The organism is Pantoea sp. GCM10028869 (assembly GCF_042666835.1).
Lineage (GTDB): Bacteria > Pseudomonadota > Gammaproteobacteria > Enterobacterales > Enterobacteriaceae > Pantoea > Pantoea leporis.
Map to the genome: position 1 here is coordinate 1 of NZ_JBHTGO010000001.1, position 17571 is coordinate 17571.

Genomic DNA, 17571 nt, shown 5'->3' on the forward strand with positions numbered 1-17571 from the left:
ATGGTATCTCTCGCATCCCAGGACATAAGCGACTCCATAAACGGGTTCTTATGCCTTAGTTGTAAGTGTCTACCATGTCCCCGAACAAGTGTTCACCATGTCCCCGGACTGTACAGCGGGAGAGGGTTAGGGTGAGGGGAAACCACGCACAATTTCCCTTGCACCTACACTTATTTTTGATAATGATATTTATTCTCAACTATCAAGTGATGGACAACCTGATGCGTTTCCCCGCTCTTTCTCTGCTGCTTAGCCTGTTTTTCATCTGCACCCATGTACAAGCCGACGCCGCCTGGCCGCGCACTATCGCCACACCGAAAGGCCCCTTCACGCTGCAACAGCCGCCGCAGCGCATTGTCTCGACCAGCGTTACGCTGAGTGGCACTTTGCTGGCAATTAACGCGCCGCTGATTGGCTCCGGCGCCACCAGCCGCAATAGCAGCGTATCGGATGCGCAGGGCTTTTTTACGCAATGGAGCGCGATGGCCAAAGCGCGTCAGGTTAAACCGCTCTATATCTCACAGCCGAATGCCGAAGCGATTGCCGCCGAAGCGCCGGATTTGATCGTGATTGCCGCCACCGGCGGCGATTCGGCGCTGCGCCTTTACGATCAGCTGCAAACCATCGCGTCGGTGTTAGTGATCGACTACGGCGATAAAAGCTGGCAGGCATTGACCTTGCAGCTGGGCGAGATTACCGGCCATGAAGCTGATGCCAATAAGGTGATCGCAGCATTCGACCAACGAGTCGAAGCAGTGCGTCACAAGATTACGCTGCCGCCGCAGCCGACCTCTGCGCTGGTCTATTACGAAGATGGGCGCGGGATGAACTTGTGGACGCCCGCATCGGCGCAGGGCGCACTGTTACAGGATTTGGGCTTTACGCTGGCCGCGCCGCCCGCCAGTTTTCAGGGCAGCACCAGCATGGGTAAGCGCAATGACATTATTCAGCTGAACGGCGAAAACATGGCCGATGGCATCACCGGTAACACGCTTTTGCTATTCGCTGCTGATGAGAAAACCGTGCCGCAGGTGGCGAAGAATCCGTTCCTCGCCCATCTGCCGGCGGTACAGCAGCACGACATCTTTGCCGTGGGCAACGATACTTTCCGCCTCGATTACTACAGCGCCAGCAATATGCTCAGCAGCATCGAGCGGCAGTTTACCCGTTAAGCGTCTGCGGTGGCGGGCTGCGGCGCGTCCGGTTGTTCACTGAGGCGCGCCGAGCGCAGGCCGCGCGCCGCCAGCGACAGCAGCACCAGCAATCCCGCCGCCAGTCCACCAAACCACAGCACGCTGCTCAGCGGTGCCAGCACGCGTGCCAGCGCCCCCAAACCCAATGCCCCAACCGAATCGCCGGTCACATCCTGCGCGGTGCCGAGGCTGTTGACGCGTCCCAGCAGCGCATCCGGCGTGTGGTGCTGCGTCAGCATAAACTGCAATAGCGAGGCGATGGCGTTGCTGTAGCCGTAACACACCAGCGCCAGCAGCGCGGGCAGCAGATGGCTGTAAAGACCGAGTGAGGCGATACAGGCAAATGCCAGTAGCGCACAACCCATCAGCACCCATCCCGGGCGCGTTAACTGCCGCACCCAGCCGCTGGTAAAGGCACCGATCATCGCACCCAGCGGCACCGCCGAGTACATCAATCCTAATGCGGATGCATCGGCGTGATAGGTCAGCGCCAGCGCCGGGAACAGAATACGCACCGCGCCAACCATGCTGAGCAGCAAGCCAACCAGCACCACCGCGCCCACCACTTTATGCTGGCAGACAAACTGCATGCCGCTCGCCAGCGCGCGCAGCGGATGCTCCGGCTCCTGTTGTTCGGGCTTCATCGACGGTAAACGCACCAGCGGAATCAGCGTTGCTAGCGTACCAATCGCGGCGACCGCAAACGCCCACCCGACACCCGCCGCAACGATGATCATGCCGCCGAGCGCGGGCGACAAAATCGCGCCGAGGCGCACCGTTAGCATACTGAGCGCACCGGCTTCCGCCAGATGTTCACGTCCGACGATTAGCGGGATCACTGCCATTAGCGCAGTCATGCCGAGCGCGCCAAAGAAGCCATCCCAGAAGGCGAGGAAGTAGAGCGCCAGCAATGAAGGCGCTGGGCTGAAGGCGTTGAGGCTGAGCAGCACAAAGCCGATGCCGCAGGTGCCGCGCGCGAACAGGATTAATTTGCGGCGATCGTAGCGATCGGCCAGCACGCCGCCGAGCAGCAGGCCGATAAACATGCCGATGCCATCGAGCATTACCGCCACACCAACCTGCAACGTGGAGCCGGTCATCGCCTGAATTTGCACCGGCACGCCAACCGCCAGCATGCCAAGGGCAAATACCGAGAGCATGCGCGCGCAGAATATCGCGCGGAAGGATGCATTGTTTTTAAGCAAACTGAAATCTAGGAATATCGAGGGCTTAGCCATAAATCTCCAACGGTGAATCACATTTGCATCACCCGTAGCGGCGCAACTTATTGCGCGTTTTTTGTCAAAACGCGATGAATCGCGCCGCTACGGTATGTGCCTTAATTAACGCCGAGCTAACAAACGATTTATCAACGGTCCCAGCACCTGCAACGAATCTGCTGAAAGAATATCGGCGTGTTCGCAATCCAGCGGGAAGATCGTCAATTCATCAACGAACAGTGCCCAACTGGCGCGCACATCCATCTCCGGCGGCAGGGTTTTCTCGGCCATAAACAGCGTGGCGTGGCCGGCATAGCGCGGCGTTCGCGCTTCAGCCAGGCGTGCGACGGCGTCTTTGTAGTTCGCGACGATGGTGCTAAACATCGCCGCCTTCTCTTCACGCAGTAGCGGATCGCGCTCATCTTCGGTCGCAGCCATAAACTCGGCCTGCTCACGCGCCACTTCCTGTTCCGCTTCATCGGCATCCGGCGTGCGCCAGTCCTGACCTTCTGCCGGATAGGTATCCAGCAGGCCAAGAAATGCCACCGTTTCACCCTGCGCCTGCAAACGTGACGCAATGCCTTGCGCCAGCGTGCCGCCGAGTGAATAGCCGAGCAGGAAATACGGACCGCTCGGCTGCTGCTGGCGAATCGCCTGCAGATGACGTTCACACATCGCCTCCACGCTGTGACAGGCAGCAATCACGCCGTTTGGCCGCGGCGATTGCAGGCCGACAATCGGGAAGTCGCCGTCGAGATAGTGCAGCAGGGCGCTGTACTGCCAGGCGAAGCCGGATGCCGGATGGATGCAGAACAGCGTCGGGCCGTGACCGGCGCGCAGCGGCAGCAGTTCGCCGTTGCCACCGCTTTCACTGTTGGCACCGCCGTCAAGCAGCGCCGCCAGCTTCTCCACGCTGCGCGCGGCGATGATCTGCCCGACGCTGAGCGGCGGCACCTCACGACGACGCAGTTCCGCCGCCAGACGCATCGCCAGCAGCGAATGACCACCGAGCGCGAAGAAGTCGTCATCGGCAAACACGCTGTCGCAACCAAGCAGCTGCTGGAACAGATCCGCCAGCAAACGCTCGTTGGCGCTGTGCGGCAGGCGGCCGCTGCGCGCGCTGAGCTGCGGCATCGGCAGCGCTTTACGATCCAGCTTGCCGTTGGCGCTGAGCGGCAGATGGTCGAGCAGCAGATAGCTGACCGGCTGCATATGCGCCGGCAGACGTTCGCCGAGCTGCTGCTTCACCGCGTCGATATCCAGCGCCACGCCCGTTTCGGCCACCAGCCAGCCGAGCAGCTGACGGTTATCGACGCCCGGCGTGGCGTGCTGCGTCAGCGCGCGCGCCGCCACCACCGCCTGCGCCACGCCCGGCAGCGCCACTAGCGCCTGTTCGATTTCGCCCGGCTCGATACGTTGTCCACGCATTTTTAGCTGATCGTCGCTGCGGCCGAGATACTCCACCGCGCCGTCGGCGCGCCAGCTGGCGATATCGCCGGTGCGATACATGCGCTCGCCTTCGGCAAACGGCGCGGCGACAAAGCGCTGTGACGTAAGATCAGCGCGATGCAAATAGCCATCGGCCAGCTGCACGCCGCTGAGATAGAGATCGCCCGGCACGCCAACCGGCACCGGTCGCAGCAGGCTATCGAGAATATGCAGCTGCGTGTTCCACACCGGACGACCAATCGGCACGCCCGGCCCGTTAAGGCCTTCCAGCGCGCTGCCGCTGGCCGGTTGCCAGGTGACATCGACGGCGGCTTCGGTTGGGCCATACAGATTGTGCAGCGGCGCGGCGATCATCTCCTGATAGCTGCGCGCCAGGTCGCACGCCAGCGCTTCACCGCTGCAGAATACGCGGCGCAGCGTTGGGCAAGCTTGCTCGGTTTGCGCGGCGAGATGGCCGACAAAGGCCGCTAACATCGAGGGCACGAAGTGCAGGGTGGTCACGCGATAATCGTCGATCAGCTGCCACAGCGCCTGCGGATCGCGATGCGCTTCCGGCGGCGCCATCATCAGCTGCGCACCGGTCATCAGCGGCCAGAAAAACTCCCACACCGATACATCAAAGCTGCACGGCGTCTTCTGCAACACTACATCGTCGGCGCGCAGCGGATAGCTGGCCTGCATCCAGCGCAGGCGGTTGACGATGGCGCGCTGATTCACCACCACGCCTTTAGGTTTACCGGTCGAGCCCGAGGTGTAAAGCACGTAAGCCGGGCGACTGGCGTCCGCCTGCGGCAAAGGATGGCGCGGCTGAATGTGTTCACCGGCTAAACCATCAAACATCATCAGCGTGCCAAACGTGGCAAAGCGGGTTTCCAGCGCGGATTCGGTGATCAGCACCCACGGCCGCGCATCTTCCACCATGTAAGCCAGACGCTCATCGGGATAACCGATATCCAGCGGCAAGTACGCCGCGCCCGCCTGCAGGATGGCAGTGAGCGCAATGCTGAGACGCACCGAGCGCGGCAGCGCCACGGCGACGATATCGCCTGGCATCACGCCCGCTTCAATCAGGCGATCCGCCAGCAGCGCGGCCTGACGCTGCATTTCGCCGTAGCTCAGACGGTGGTCGACATCCATTAGCGCCAGCGCGTCGGGCGTGCGCGCCGCCTGCTGGGCAATCGCCTGTTGCAGGGTTTCATTTTCCAGCTGCACGCCGGTGTTATTCACCCAGGCGAGCAGCGATTGCTCGGCCAGCGTTTGCAACTTCCACTGCGTCAGCGGCAGATCCGGCGTGCTGACCAGCTGTTGCAGCAGCAATAATAGGCGTTCGGCGAGACGTTCCGGCTCGCTGACGCAGTCGCGATACTCCATCAGCAGCGTCAGCTGTTCGCCCGGCAGCACCAGCAGCGTCAGCGGATAGTGCGTGTAACCGCGATTATGGATCGCTTCGCAGCGCACGGTAGCGTTGGCATCCAGCAGCGTTTGGTTGTCCGGATAGTTCTCCACCACCAGCAAGGTATCGAACAGCGTACCGACGCCGACACACTGCTGAATCTCGGCGAGGCCGAGGCAATCCTGCTCAATCAGCTGGATTTGCTGCGCCTGATGATCGGCGAGCTGCGCCAGTAACGAACGTTGATGATCGAAGCGTACGCGCACCGGCAGCGTATTGCTGAACAGGCCAACGTGCTGATCGATGCCGTCAATCTGACCAAAACGGCCAGAAACCGGCGCACCAAACACCACGTCTTGCTGGCCGCTGGCGACCGACAGCAGCAAGCCCCACAATCCCTGCATCACGGTGTTCAGGGTTAAGCCGCGCGCCCGGCATAGGGCATAGAGTTCCCGCTCCAGCGTGGCATCCAGCGTAATGCGCTTTTCGTTGACCGCGCTATCGGCGGCCTGCGGATAAAGCAGCGTCGGACGCACGTCTTTCAGGCAAGCTTGCCACTGCTGACGCGCTTCATGGCTGTCGCGCTGGCTGAGCTGACGCACGATGTCGGCGTAGCTGCTGCTGTGCGCGGGCAAGATTTGCTGGCGCAGCGCGCTGAGCAGATCGTTGAGGATCACCGGCGTTGACCAACCATCCACCACCAAGTGATGCGCGTTGAGCAGTAGCGTCCAGCGCGCGCCATCGCGATGGGCGATCAGCGTGGCGTGCAGCATGATTGGCTGGCTAAACAGATCCTGCGCCAGCGCCTGATGTTCCAACGCCTGAATGTCCGCTTCCTCGCCCAACTGAAGCAGCGTCAGCGGCCAGTGCAATTCGCCTTCCGGTATCAGCTGCAGCGGTTGCAGGCTGAGTTCGGCGTCGAAGCGCGCCGCCAGCTGCGGATGACGCTGTAACACCGCGTCGAGCGCGGTTTGTACCGCTGCGGGGCTGATATCGCCGCTCAGCGTCAGGCGGGTTAACGAGTTATAGCTGCCTTGCTGCGCGGTGGTTTGCGCGTGGAACAGCAAACCTTTCTGCAGCGGCAATAGCGGCAGCGCATGGCTAAACGCACCGTGACGCGCATGCAGCTGTTGCAGCAGCGCGTCATCAACGCCTTCCAGCGCCACCTCGGCGGCCACCAGCGTGTGGGCGGCGTGCTGCGGTTGCTGTTGGGCCAGCGCGATCAGCGCCTGCGCGGCAGCCGCCATTGCCCGATGTAAATCGGTAATCGCTTCGGCGTTGAGCACGCCGTCCGCCCAGCTCCAGTTCAGCGCCAGCTGCGCCGCATGTGGCTGCTCCTCAACGAAGACGTTGAGTTCCAACGCGTGCTGCAGCGGCAGCGCGTCATCCTGCAATACCGCGAAAGTGTCACGGAACTGTTGCGCGGTGCGCTGTGGCGTCCAGTCACCGCTGCGCGGTGTAAAGCGCCCGAGGTAGTTAAACAGCACCTGCGGCGCGTGTTGTGCCGCCAGTTTTTCCAGCGTCACGCCGCGATGTGCATCGAGCCAGCGCAGCTGCCCGTGGCCAATGCCGCGATCCGGCACCGCACGCAGTACCGCTTTCACCGCGCGTACGCACTCATTGAGCGGCGCATGTGGATTTTCTGGCAACGGCAGCAGCAGCGGGAATTCGGACGTCAGCCAGCCTACGGTGCGCGCCAGATCCTGTTGCGCATGCAGTTCAGCACGGCCATGCGATTCCAGCGTGACGCGCTGCTGTGCGCTGCCGTTGAGCTGGCGCAGAGCGAGGGTCAACAAGGTCAGCAGCAGCTCTTCGCTGGTGGCGCGATAGTGCTGCGGCAGCGTGTTGAGCAGCGCGTGCGTGGTTGAGGCATCCAGCAGCGTGCGTTGATGCTGTTGGCGATCGCCGGACTGAATCGCCCGTTGACCGACAAGCGGCAGCGGCTCGGCCAGCATCTGCTGCCAGAACGGTAACTCGCTGGCGCGCGCCGCAAGGTTCGCCAGCAGCGCGGCAGACCAGTCGTGCAGCGAGGTTTCCTCGGCGGGGATCACCAGCGGCGTGTTATTGAGCAGCGCGTCACCGGCCTGTTGCAGTTCTTCCAGCAATACGCGCCACGAGACGCCATCGACAATCAGGTGATGCAGCGTAAACACCAGCCCACAGCTGGCGCCATCTTGCTGCAGCAGCGTGGCGTGCAGCAGCGCGCCGTTAGCCGGGTCGAGCGCCTCAGCATCCTGGCGGAACGCCCGTTCCGCTGCTTGGTCGCGGTCCTGCACCTCCAGCGCACGCACGCGAGCAGGGCGCGTCGTCAGCGCTTCGCCGACAATCAGCTGATCGCCACGCGTAAAGGCGTTGAGCGCCGGATGCGCCTGCGCCAGCTGATCGATCAGTATTTCCAACTGAACGAGCTGCAACTGCGGCGGCACCGACAGCAGTACGCCGTGAGCAAAGCGCGCATTGATGCCCGCCTGGGCGTTGAACCAGTGCAAAATTGGTAAGCCGCCAATCGCGCCCTGTTGCGCGACGCGCGCGCCGGTGTGGTGCTGCGCCAGCGGCTGCAAACCCCGCGCCATGCGGGCGGCGGTGCGTTCGGCAAAGATTTCGCGTGGACGCAACAGATAGCCAGCGCGACGCGCGGCGGTGCTGAGCCCCATCGCTGAGATGCTGTCGCCGCCGAGCGCGAAGAAATCATCTTCCGCGCCAACGCTCTCCAGCCCCAGCAGACTCGCAATGGCGTGGCAAATCAGCTGCTCCTGCGGCGTGCTGGCGGCGCGACTTTGACTTTGCTGCGCCTGTTGCGGCTTCGGCAGCGCCTGACGATCAATCTTGCCGTTAACGTTGAGCGGCAACTCGTCCAGCACCATCAGCACCGCAGGCACCATGTAATCCGGCAGCTGCGTGGCCAGCTGCGCCAGCAAACGGGCGTTGAGATCGGCATCGGCACGCAGCGCGTCATCCTGCACCGAGCAGTAACCAATCAGGCGATGCGTGGCGCCCATCACCTCGGCGATCACCACGGCGGTGCTGACTTCTGACAGCGCCACCAGCGCGTTTTCAACCTCACCGAGTTCAACGCGGAAGCCGCGCACTTTAATCTGGTGATCGGTTCGCCCAATAAACGCCAGCTGTCCATCCTGACGCCAGCGCATCAGGTCGCCGCTGCGGTACATCACATCGCCATCGCGGAAGGGGTTAGCGACAAAGCGTCCGCTGGTGAGATCGGGACGACGCAGATAACCGCGCGCGATGCCGCTTCCGGCGATATACAGCTCGCCAGCAGAACCAATCGGCACCTGACGCAACTGGTTATCCAGCAAATAGACTTCGCTGTTGCCCACCGGACGACCAATCACCGGCTGCGGTGACGCCATGACGCTGGCACCCAGCGTATCGATGGTGTATTCCGATGGGCCGTAATAGTTGTGGATCTCCATCTGCTGCTGTTGCTGCATCAGCTTCCACAGCGTTGGCGTGGCCGCTTCACCACCAATCATTACGAAAGAGGGACGATGGTTATCGGCTTCCAGCAGGCCGCTGTCGATCATCTGCGAAAAGAATGACGGCGTGATATCCAGCAAATCAACCGGCACCGCGTTCATCTGCTGAATCAGGCCCCACGCATCGCGGCGCAGCTCTTCGTCGAAGATATTCAGCTCGCAGCCCATCAGCATGCAAAACAGCGGTTCCCATGAAGAATCGAACGAGAAGGAGGCGGTGTGACCGGCGCGCATGCGGCGCGGGCTGCTGGCGCTGAAGCGCGCAATTGCCGGGCCGAACAGATGCTCGCGGTGCGACAGGAACAGATTGAGCAACCCTTGATGGGTGCTCATCACGCCTTTCGGGCGGCCGGTCGATCCTGAGGTGTAAATCATGTAGGCCAGATCGTCGCCGCACAGTGGGGTAACTGGTCGTGCGGTGGAGAGGGTGTTCAACGCAATCTGATCAATCAGCAGATGCGGCAACTCCGGCATTTGCGCCAGCGTGCTGGAGTGCGTCAGCAGCAGCTTCGGCTGCGCGTCATCGCACATCAGCGCCAGGCGTTCGCGCGGATAGTCGAGATCGAGTGGCATATAAGCCGCGCCGCTCGCCAGCACGCCGAACATCGCTACCAGCGAATCCACCGAGCGCGGAATGCCAATCGCCACCACGTCGTCTGCTTGTAAACCGCGCGCAATCAGCAGATGCGCCAGTTGCATCGCGCGATCGGCTAACTGGCGATAGCTCAGGCTGCGATCGCCGCACACCACCGCGGTTTGCTCGCCGTAGTGCTCAGCGGCTTGCAGCAGGATATCGACGATGGTGTGGGTATCGGCGGGCGGCACGATGGTTGGTCCGGTCGACCAGCGTTGCAGATCGATCAGTTCCTGGGGCGCCAGCAGTGACAGCGCGCCGATTTGCGTGTTGGCATCCGCCGCAAATTGCGTGAGCACGTGGCTGATGCGCTCGGCGTGACGTTGTAGCGTTTTTGCCTCGTAGCGGCGCGGGTTTGCCACCAGCGTCAGCTGCAATGCGCCAGCGCGGAAGCCGACTTCAAACTCGAGATCGTCGACCGGGCCCATCGCCAGCGTGTGCGTTGGAGCTGCATGGCCATCGAACTGCAGATCGTCGTGGTAAACTTTGACGTTAATCACCGGACCATACAGCGCCTGGCTGCTGCCGACCAGACCGAGATCGCGGCGCAGCTGTTCAGCTTCATAACGCTGATGACGGCGCGCTTTGCGGATTTCGCCTTGCACCTGCTGCACCAGCATCGGCAAGGTCATCTCATCGCTGATGCTGAAAATCAGCGGCAACACGTTGACCACCGGGCCGAGGGCAGAAATCGCAGCCGAACCCATGCGGCGCATAAACGGGAAGCCAATCGACAAACGTTGGCAATTACTGAAGCGCGCCAGATAGGCCACCAACAGCGCGCTGACGATATCGCCTTCGCTGCTGTCGGCGAGTGGATGCTGCTGACGCAGCGTGGTCAGTTGCGGCAGCGTTACCTGACAGCTGATCGGGCGATCGCCGGGATCGCTGACGTTTTCACTGGCAAGCGTCAGGGTTTCCGGCAAATCCGCCGCGTAACTTTGCCAGTGGCTGGCGGAGCGGGCAAAAGCTGGCGAATCCTGCCACTGCTGAATCTCGTCAATCACCGTGGTGAACGGGGTAAACGGCGAGGGCGCGGGCGCTTCGCCGGCGCAAAGGGCGGCGTAGATCGCTGCGACGCGTTGAGTTAACGCTTCAAAGCTGAAGCCATCCACCAGCAAATGGTGATAGCGCTGATACCACAGCCAGCTGCCGTCGCCGATGCGCATCAGCGCGTGACGATAGAGCGGTTTGTCGCCGTCGGCGGGCAGATCGGCAGCGAGATCGGCCTGCATCAGTTTCTGAGCATGGCTGCTGGCATCGCCGCGCTGGCTGAAATCATGCCATTCCGGCGCGACCGGCGCTTGTGCACCAAACCACTGCGCCGGATTGCCATGTTCGTCCAGGCCGAAGCGTGCCTGCACGGTATCGGCTTCCGCCATCGCCTGCTGAATGGCGCTGTCCAGCGCCGCGCGATTGATGTCGCCGTGCAGCACGCTGTAGTGCGCCACGGTAAATTGATTGCGCTGCTGCGCAATGCTGTCAGCGATCCAGATGCCGGGCTGCGCCGCGACTAACGGATAAGGTTGGTTGAACGTTGCCAAAGGACAATTCCTGTCGAGAAAAACAATTTAAAAAAGAGAAAGTTAAAAAAATTTAATGCGCGGTAGACGACGTCTGTTGCGTCGCTGGCCGCATGTCGTGCCAGTTTGCTTCGATAAACTCAATGGCGGCGCTGCGCGTCAGCGGTCCCGCCACGTTGTGCCAACCTGCCGGAACCGGGGCAAAAGCCGGCCACAGGCTGTATTGCTGGCGCGCGTTAAGCAGCACAAAAAAATCGAGCGCGTCGTTATCAAACGGATTCTGTTGTTCAGACATGGTGGTTACCTTCAGAGGTTGATGTAGGGGAGAGAAAATCGGCCAGCAGCCAGCGGCAGCCGTCGATCAAACCGCCACGCCAGCACAACGCATCGTGCCCTCCGGCGAAGCGGCGAAAATGTAATTCATGGCCTGCGGCCTGTAGCGCCGGGGCGATCTGTTGGTTGACGTACACCATGTCCGCCTCGCGATCGCCCACTTCCTGGAAAATCTTCAGCTTGCCCGTCGGTAAATCGCCCTGTTGCAGCCGCTCGAGTAGCAAGCCGGGTGCGTGCTGCTCGCGGTTGGCGTAGTCGCGGATGTATTGCAGATGCGGCCACCAGAAGGAGCCGGATTGTGTAAGAATGCGGCCAAAACGCTGCGGCCAGTGCAATCCGGCATAGAGCGCGGCGAGTCCGCCATAGCTTTGCCCGGCCACCAGCGTGCGGTCGGCGTCGCTGCTGAACGCCGCGTGCTGGCGTGCCAGCGGCAACAGTTCCTGTTGCACCGCTTGCCAGAAGGTTTCATTGCACGGCAGTTCGGCTTCGCGGTGCTGGCTGTCGATAACATCGATAAATAGCCAGCAGGCGGGCGGCAGTGCGCCATCCGCGGTGACCTGATCCAGCGCGCTGAAAATCGGTTGGCCGTACACCCAGTTTTGTCCATCGAGCAGAATCGCCAGCGGACGCTGTTCCGGCTGAGCGGTTGTTCCGGTGCTATAAAGCCAGACGTTGCGTGTGACGTTGAGCAACGCGCTGTGCCACTGCAGGGTTTGCAGCGTATCCGGCCAGGTTTCGGCCATGCCGGCATCCAGCGCGCGCCAGGCCGATTGATCCGGCGCATCCGGCATGTGCGCGTTGCTCAGCGCAAAACGGCGGCTGCTGAGAAACGGCGGCGTGGGATTGAATTTGTCGGGGATCGCCAGCGGCATCAGCGAGATCCACCACTTACGCTGCAGCGCGCGGCATTCGGCATCATCGCCACAAAACAGCGGCGGTAACTGCTGCGCGGTGGCGGGGATCAGGCTGTAACTGCCGCGCCAGTCAGATTCAATGGCGGTCGACCAATACCAGACGTTGCTGTCGCCGACGCGCACCAGACTTTCTGGCGCTTCGCTGTGGTGATCGGTGACGCCGTTAATATCGATATAAACCCGTTCAGTGGAAGAACGTGCGGAATGTCCTTCGGGATCGCGCCAGAAGAAGTGCATGGTCGTTTGACCGCTTTCGTCACGCTCCACCAGCGGCGTACCTACCGCATACAGCCGCTGCCACCAGCTTTCGCTTCCTATTTCGGCCTGCTGCAACCATTGCGCAACTGTTCCGGCGGGCAACCACGTCTGCGTCGTATTTTCTGCGCTTGTTAGAAACATCCTGCAACCCATCTCCACATTTTGTTCACTGTCTTTACTTAATCAAAGCTAATGCAAATGCTATTGATAACGATTTACATTTGCAATATGATTTTTCGTGCCTGATAAACCTTCGTAATTTCAGTGGATTATTTTGTGAAGGACGTCACGCGGGGAGATTAGGACCGTCAATTACGCAAGAGATTAATATTTCAATCCGTTACGGCCCTTGTCGTTGGGTGAGGGCGACTGAACGGATTATTTCATTTACAAGGCAGTTTGAAATAGAGATGGCAACTATGTCCGTTAACGCTAAAAATTCAGCAATACCTGCTGTGGCACGGCAGTTCAGATTCAATCCTCTGTACCTTTCTCTGGCCTCAATTCTGTTGGTGACACCAGCCGCCTTCAGCGTGGCCGCCGAAGAGACCCTTACCGTCAACGCCGACACGCGTGAAAGCGTGACCTCGCCGCTGCAGGGCTACGTGGCGAAAGAGAGCGCGGCAGGCACCAAAACCGCGACGCCGCTGCGCAAAACCCCGCAATCCATTTCGGTGATTACCCGCGAGCAGATGGACGATCAGGCTGCGGCCTCCGTCGCGGATGCGTTGAGCTACAGCAGCGGCGTGTTGACCAACTATCGCGGTAACTCCAACCGTAATGATGAGATCATCGCGCGCGGTTTCCGCTATGCGCCGAAGTTCCTTGATGGCCTGAGCTACGGTTTATCCGGCCAGGCGGGCGCAGCGGGGCAGATCGATCCCTGGTTGCTGGAGCGCGTAGAGATGATCCACGGCCCAGCTTCTGTGCTGTACGGCCAGGTGAATCCGGGCGGTATCGTGGCCATGACCAGCAAGCGCCCGACCGCGCAGAGCATTCACAAAGTACAGCTCAGCACCGGCAATCAGCATTTGGGTGAAGCGGCGTTTGATTTTGGCGGCAAGCTGAATGATGACAACACGCTGTTTTACCGCCTGAACGGTATTGCCAGCACCAAACATGAGTTCGTTAAGGACAACAAACAGCAGCGCATGGCGATTGCGCCAGCGATAACCTGGCTGCCGAACGCAGACACCAGTTTCACGCTGCTGACGATGTATCAAAATGAGCCGAAAGCGGGATACCGTAACTTCCTGCCGGCCAGCGGTACGTTGAAAGAGAGCAGCGCGGGCTTTATCCCTTACGATTTCAACGTCAGCGATCCAAGCTTTAACGAAGCCAAGCGCGAACAGACGTCGATTGGCTATATCTTCGAGCACAATTTAAGCGATAACATCAGCTTCACGCAGAATCTGCGCTACAGCAACATGGACGAATCGTACAAATATCTGGTGTATACCTTTGATGCCGATAACGATCACTCCATCAATCGTCGTCCGCAGCATGACAAGATCAAGTCGAAAGAGTTGGGTCTTGATAACCAGCTGAAAGCCACCTTTGAAACCGGCAACATCGCGCACACCGTGCTCGGCGGGCTCGATTACAAGTGGAGCGACGTCGATAACAAACTGTGGCGCGACAGCGGCGATCAGTACATCCTCGACTGGTCGAATCCGACGCGCATCAGGATCAACGAGAGCGATTTGACGCTCACCACCAGCACGCGCAAGAAGCTCGATCAGGTGGGTGTTTATCTGCAGGATCAGCTGGAGTGGAATCAGTGGAACCTGCTGCTCTCCGGACGTCACGACTGGAGCGAAGTGCGCACGCAGGATCGCACCGACGACAGTGAAACCCAGCAGAATGACAACAAGTTCACTGGCCGCGCGGGTCTGCTGTATGCGTTTGATAACGGCATTTCACCGTACGTCAGCTACAGCACCTCGTTCGAGCCAAACCTCAACAGCGGCGCGCCAGGCACCGATCCTTTTAAACCGACCACCGGCGAACAGACCGAAGTGGGCGTGAAGTATCAGCCGGTAGGTTGGGATGCGGTGTTAACCGTGTCAGCGTTTGATATCACGCAGAAAAACATCACCGCTTATAACAGCGTGACCGGTTATAACGAGCAGATTGGTAAAGTGCGTTCGAAAGGCATCGAAACCGAAGCGCATGCGCAGATTACGCCAGAGATCAAACTGTTAGCGGCCTATACCTACACCGATGCGGTGACCAAAGAGAGCAGCATCACGCAGCGCATCGGCCATTCACCGTCGAGCATTCCGCGTCATGCGGCGTCGGCGTGGGGCAGCTATACCTTCCTTGATGGCGTGCTGAGCGGCTTAACGCTGGGCAGCGGCGTACGTTATACCGGCACCGCGCCAGCGGATGAAATTGGCGTCGACAAAGTACCGCATTACACCTTGTATGATGCGATGGCGAAGTATGAGCTGGGCGAAGCGGCGAACTCGCTGCGTGGCACCACGCTGCAGCTCAACGTCAACAACATCGCGGATAAGCACTACGTGGCGTCATGCAGTAATGAAAGCGCCTGCTTCTACGGCAGCGGTCGCACTATTGTGGCTTCGGTCAGCTACAGCTGGTAATTCCCTCCGGCGGCCTGCGTGGCCGCCGTTTCGTTTCGCATTCCGTGCGACGCGCTTTTCAGCCAGGTATTTATTAAGCGGTTTTCGGAAAATACTGTATTTGTGTGACTGTCATCACTCTGCAAGGCACGTTAAAATACGCGCTTCTCATTTAGCAGGGGTTTTTCGTCACGATGTTATCGCGCTTCACTTTAGCCACTTTGATGGCAACAATCATGCTCACCGGCTGCGCCCGCCTTGCCGCCGTTACTGGTACATCTCATGACAGCACTGCGACTGCGGACGCATCCGCCGCTCAGCCTGCAACCGGCGCGCCAATCGACAATAATGATTCGCCTTCTCCATTCGAGACCGGCCCAACGGTGATTAACGTTTCGCACCTGGTGACGCGTACCGATGACGGTTCTTCTGTCTATGTGACGGTAGATGGTCAGGATGCGGGGTTGCTGAAGAAGGGTGAAAAACGAGAAATTCGTGTTGCGCCAGGTAAACACCAGATTGGTGGTTACGTGCAGACGCTGTTTGGTTTTGGCAAAGTGACCATCGCATCCGTGGATGTCACCACCGATCCGAACAGCCCGAAAAACGTGGTCTATTCTGTAACGCGCCAGAAGCCCGCGTTCAGCGAAACCGACGCCACGCCGCCGAATAATTCCTGATGTATGGGTGCGCAGAAATGCGCACCGATATGGTTTTTTCAGGTCGCCATTGATGGCTTAATGTCGATCAGTTAAGCGCCCTATCAAATCACCGCACCTTCCGTAGCGGCGCGATTTATCGCGCAATGAATTGCGCCGCTACAATGTGTGCTCTCGATAATAAGGGATTTTCATGCCTTAACTGACGAGCATTACGCCATTTATGGCGATCTCCCCACATCAACTCCGGCTAAACACTAGTTTCAATCCCGCAACTGTGAAGCAGCAAGCCAGCAGCGCATCCAGCCCACGACGGATGCGGCGATAGAAAGCCGTCATCACCGCGGTGGAAAACAGCAGCGCATAACCGCCAAACACCAGCACACAAATTGCCGCGCAGCCTGCAACAATCATCGGCAAGGTTGATGCCGCCGCACCCGGTTTTAACGCCACCGACATGATCGCCACCCACGTCAAAATCGCTTTAGGATTGCCGACGTGCATCAAAATGCCCTGACGAAACATTCTGCCGAAGCGCGCTTTTTCGCTGACCGGTGCGAATTCACTGGCATCTGGCCGACGCAGCGCCGATTTCCCTGCCTTGAACGCCAGCCACAGCAGATACAATCCGCCGCCAATCTTCAGCACAATCAGCAGTTGCGCAAAGGTGGCCAGCACGGTGAGAACCCCGCAAGCCGCCAGCAGCGCCCACATCATTGAACCGCCAATCACGCCGCTCGCTAATGCCAGCGCCGCGCCGCGTCCCTGTTTCATCGCCGTACCCATAATCGCCATATTGCTCGGGCCGGGACTGGCGGTCGCGACGAAATAGGTGGTGTAGATCAGAATCAGTTCATGTGACAGCGCCATAGGTTCCTCAGTTAATCATGATGGATTACGCCGCGAGTATGTGCTGAATCGCCAGAAACATCGGGATTGCGCCAAATACATTGGGCGGCTCATGCAATGCCACAAATCCCAGGCGGGTGTAAAAATTCACGGCTTTGGGTTCAGCGTCAAGATAAACGCCTTTTACAGGTAATGCGTCATGGATTATTTTGACGTGTTCGAAGAATTCGCCTAACAAATCCTGTCCATAACCCTTGTTTTGTTCTTTGACGGCGACTCCCAGCATAACCAGGCGCACCACGCCGACTTCGGCTGGCATTGAACCGGACACCACGCCTGTGAGCTTTTGTCTCAACAGGGAGTAGGCGCTGAAGGTACAGATTCCCAGCAGTTCGCCGGTATTAGCGTCAATCAGCGCCTTCGCTGCACAGTTTCCCTCTTTTACGCTTTTTTTAAGCGAGTTGCGCACGAAGGAGTTGATAATTGCGTTGCCGCAATCGAAGTGCTTATTACCGGGATAGGTGATATCAGCCTGATAAGCGCACACCATAACGTCAGCGCTGTTATTCCGTGAATTTTCCATCTGCTCTTTTCCTTCGCATCAACGCTTGTAACGCCAGCGTCGGAGCTGCAGGTTCAGACATGAGCTGATTCACTTGCTGCCAACTCACTTCCGAAAGCTGGCGACGTCGCTGATTATCCAAAACGGTTTCTGCACGCTCAAGCGCCGCATTTAAGATAAAGGCACTCAAATCTAACCCTGCAGCGGTTGCTGCTTCCTTTAAGACTTCTTTGAGATTCGAACTGGTTTTTAACTCTACGCGCGCATCTTTAACGGCGCGCGTATCGGTGGAAAGTGCGGATACTTTTGGCATAGCGAGAGCCTCGTTGAGTAAAAACGCCTCCTGTTGACGTCAGTCCTTAAACTTATGCAGCGTTGCAATGTGAGTGAAGTCTTTCATTTCAGTTAGCTTGGTACGGCTAATAACCGTATGCGGATAATGTAAACCTTATCGCTTTGATAAGTCAACGCGTACGGTTAATAGCCGTATAGCATTTGATGT

Annotated in this window: 10 protein-coding genes; 3 read left to right on the forward strand and 7 right to left on the reverse strand. The window is 59.3% G+C overall.

The window, feature by feature from the left end; translation table 11 throughout:
• The first annotated feature begins 221 nt into the window (after positions 1 to 221).
• Positions 222 to 1172 carry a Fe2+-enterobactin ABC transporter substrate-binding protein gene (gene fepB / locus ACFQW4_RS00005; protein WP_350262148.1) on the forward strand — a complete coding sequence of 317 codons (951 nt, stop codon included), beginning with the start codon at positions 222 to 224 and terminating at the stop codon, positions 1170 to 1172.
• Here the strand turns inward: fepB and entS are convergent.
• The 4 genes from entS to fes form a co-directional block, all read right to left on the reverse strand.
• Positions 1169 to 2431 (reverse strand): enterobactin transporter EntS, encoded by a 1263-nt coding sequence (entS, locus tag ACFQW4_RS00010; protein WP_377722974.1) that lies wholly within the window; start codon positions 2429 to 2431, stop codon positions 1169 to 1171. The two genes, fepB and entS, sit on opposite strands and share 4 nt — an antisense overlap.
• Before the next feature lie 105 nt (positions 2432 to 2536).
• Positions 2537 to 10930: an amino acid adenylation domain-containing protein gene (locus ACFQW4_RS00015; RefSeq protein WP_377722976.1), complete on the reverse strand. Its 8394-nt coding sequence runs from the start codon at positions 10928 to 10930 to the stop codon at positions 2537 to 2539.
• Between the two features lie 52 nt (positions 10931 to 10982).
• The gene (locus ACFQW4_RS00020) at positions 10983 to 11204 is read right to left on the reverse strand and encodes an MbtH family protein (RefSeq protein WP_110866731.1); all 222 of its coding nucleotides are present in this window, start codon (positions 11202 to 11204) and stop codon (positions 10983 to 10985) included.
• Entirely contained in the window at positions 11197 to 12555 is a 1359-nt protein-coding gene (gene fes, locus ACFQW4_RS00025) for an enterochelin esterase (RefSeq protein WP_377722979.1), read from the reverse strand. Before fes ends, ACFQW4_RS00020 begins: the two co-directional genes overlap by 8 nt.
• A 278-nt stretch (positions 12556 to 12833) precedes the next feature.
• Between fes and ACFQW4_RS00030 the strand changes: the two genes are divergently transcribed.
• Entirely contained in the window at positions 12834 to 15020 is a 2187-nt protein-coding gene (locus tag ACFQW4_RS00030; protein ID WP_377722981.1) for a TonB-dependent siderophore receptor, read from the forward strand.
• A gap of 173 nt (positions 15021 to 15193) precedes the next feature.
• A complete protein-coding gene (locus ACFQW4_RS00035; protein ID WP_101761737.1) occupies positions 15194 to 15679 on the forward strand; it encodes a hypothetical protein in 486 nt (161 codons plus the stop codon).
• A gap of 219 nt (positions 15680 to 15898) precedes the next feature.
• Here the strand turns inward: ACFQW4_RS00035 and ACFQW4_RS00040 are convergent, their stop codons facing one another.
• The 3 genes from ACFQW4_RS00040 to ACFQW4_RS00050 are packed head-to-tail and all read right to left on the reverse strand — an operon-like array spanning position 15899 to position 17382.
• Positions 15899 to 16528, reverse strand: a complete 630-nt coding sequence (locus ACFQW4_RS00040) for a LysE family translocator (protein WP_280173221.1) — start codon at positions 16526 to 16528, stop codon at positions 15899 to 15901.
• Between the two features lie 25 nt (positions 16529 to 16553).
• Positions 16554 to 17090, reverse strand: a complete 537-nt coding sequence (locus ACFQW4_RS00045; protein ID WP_110866735.1) for a GNAT family N-acetyltransferase — start codon at positions 17088 to 17090, stop codon at positions 16554 to 16556.
• Positions 17071 to 17382: a DUF1778 domain-containing protein gene (locus ACFQW4_RS00050; protein ID WP_377722984.1), complete on the reverse strand. Its 312-nt coding sequence runs from the start codon at positions 17380 to 17382 to the stop codon at positions 17071 to 17073. Before ACFQW4_RS00050 ends, ACFQW4_RS00045 begins: the two co-directional genes overlap by 20 nt.
• Between the last annotated feature and the right edge of the window lie 189 nt (positions 17383 to 17571).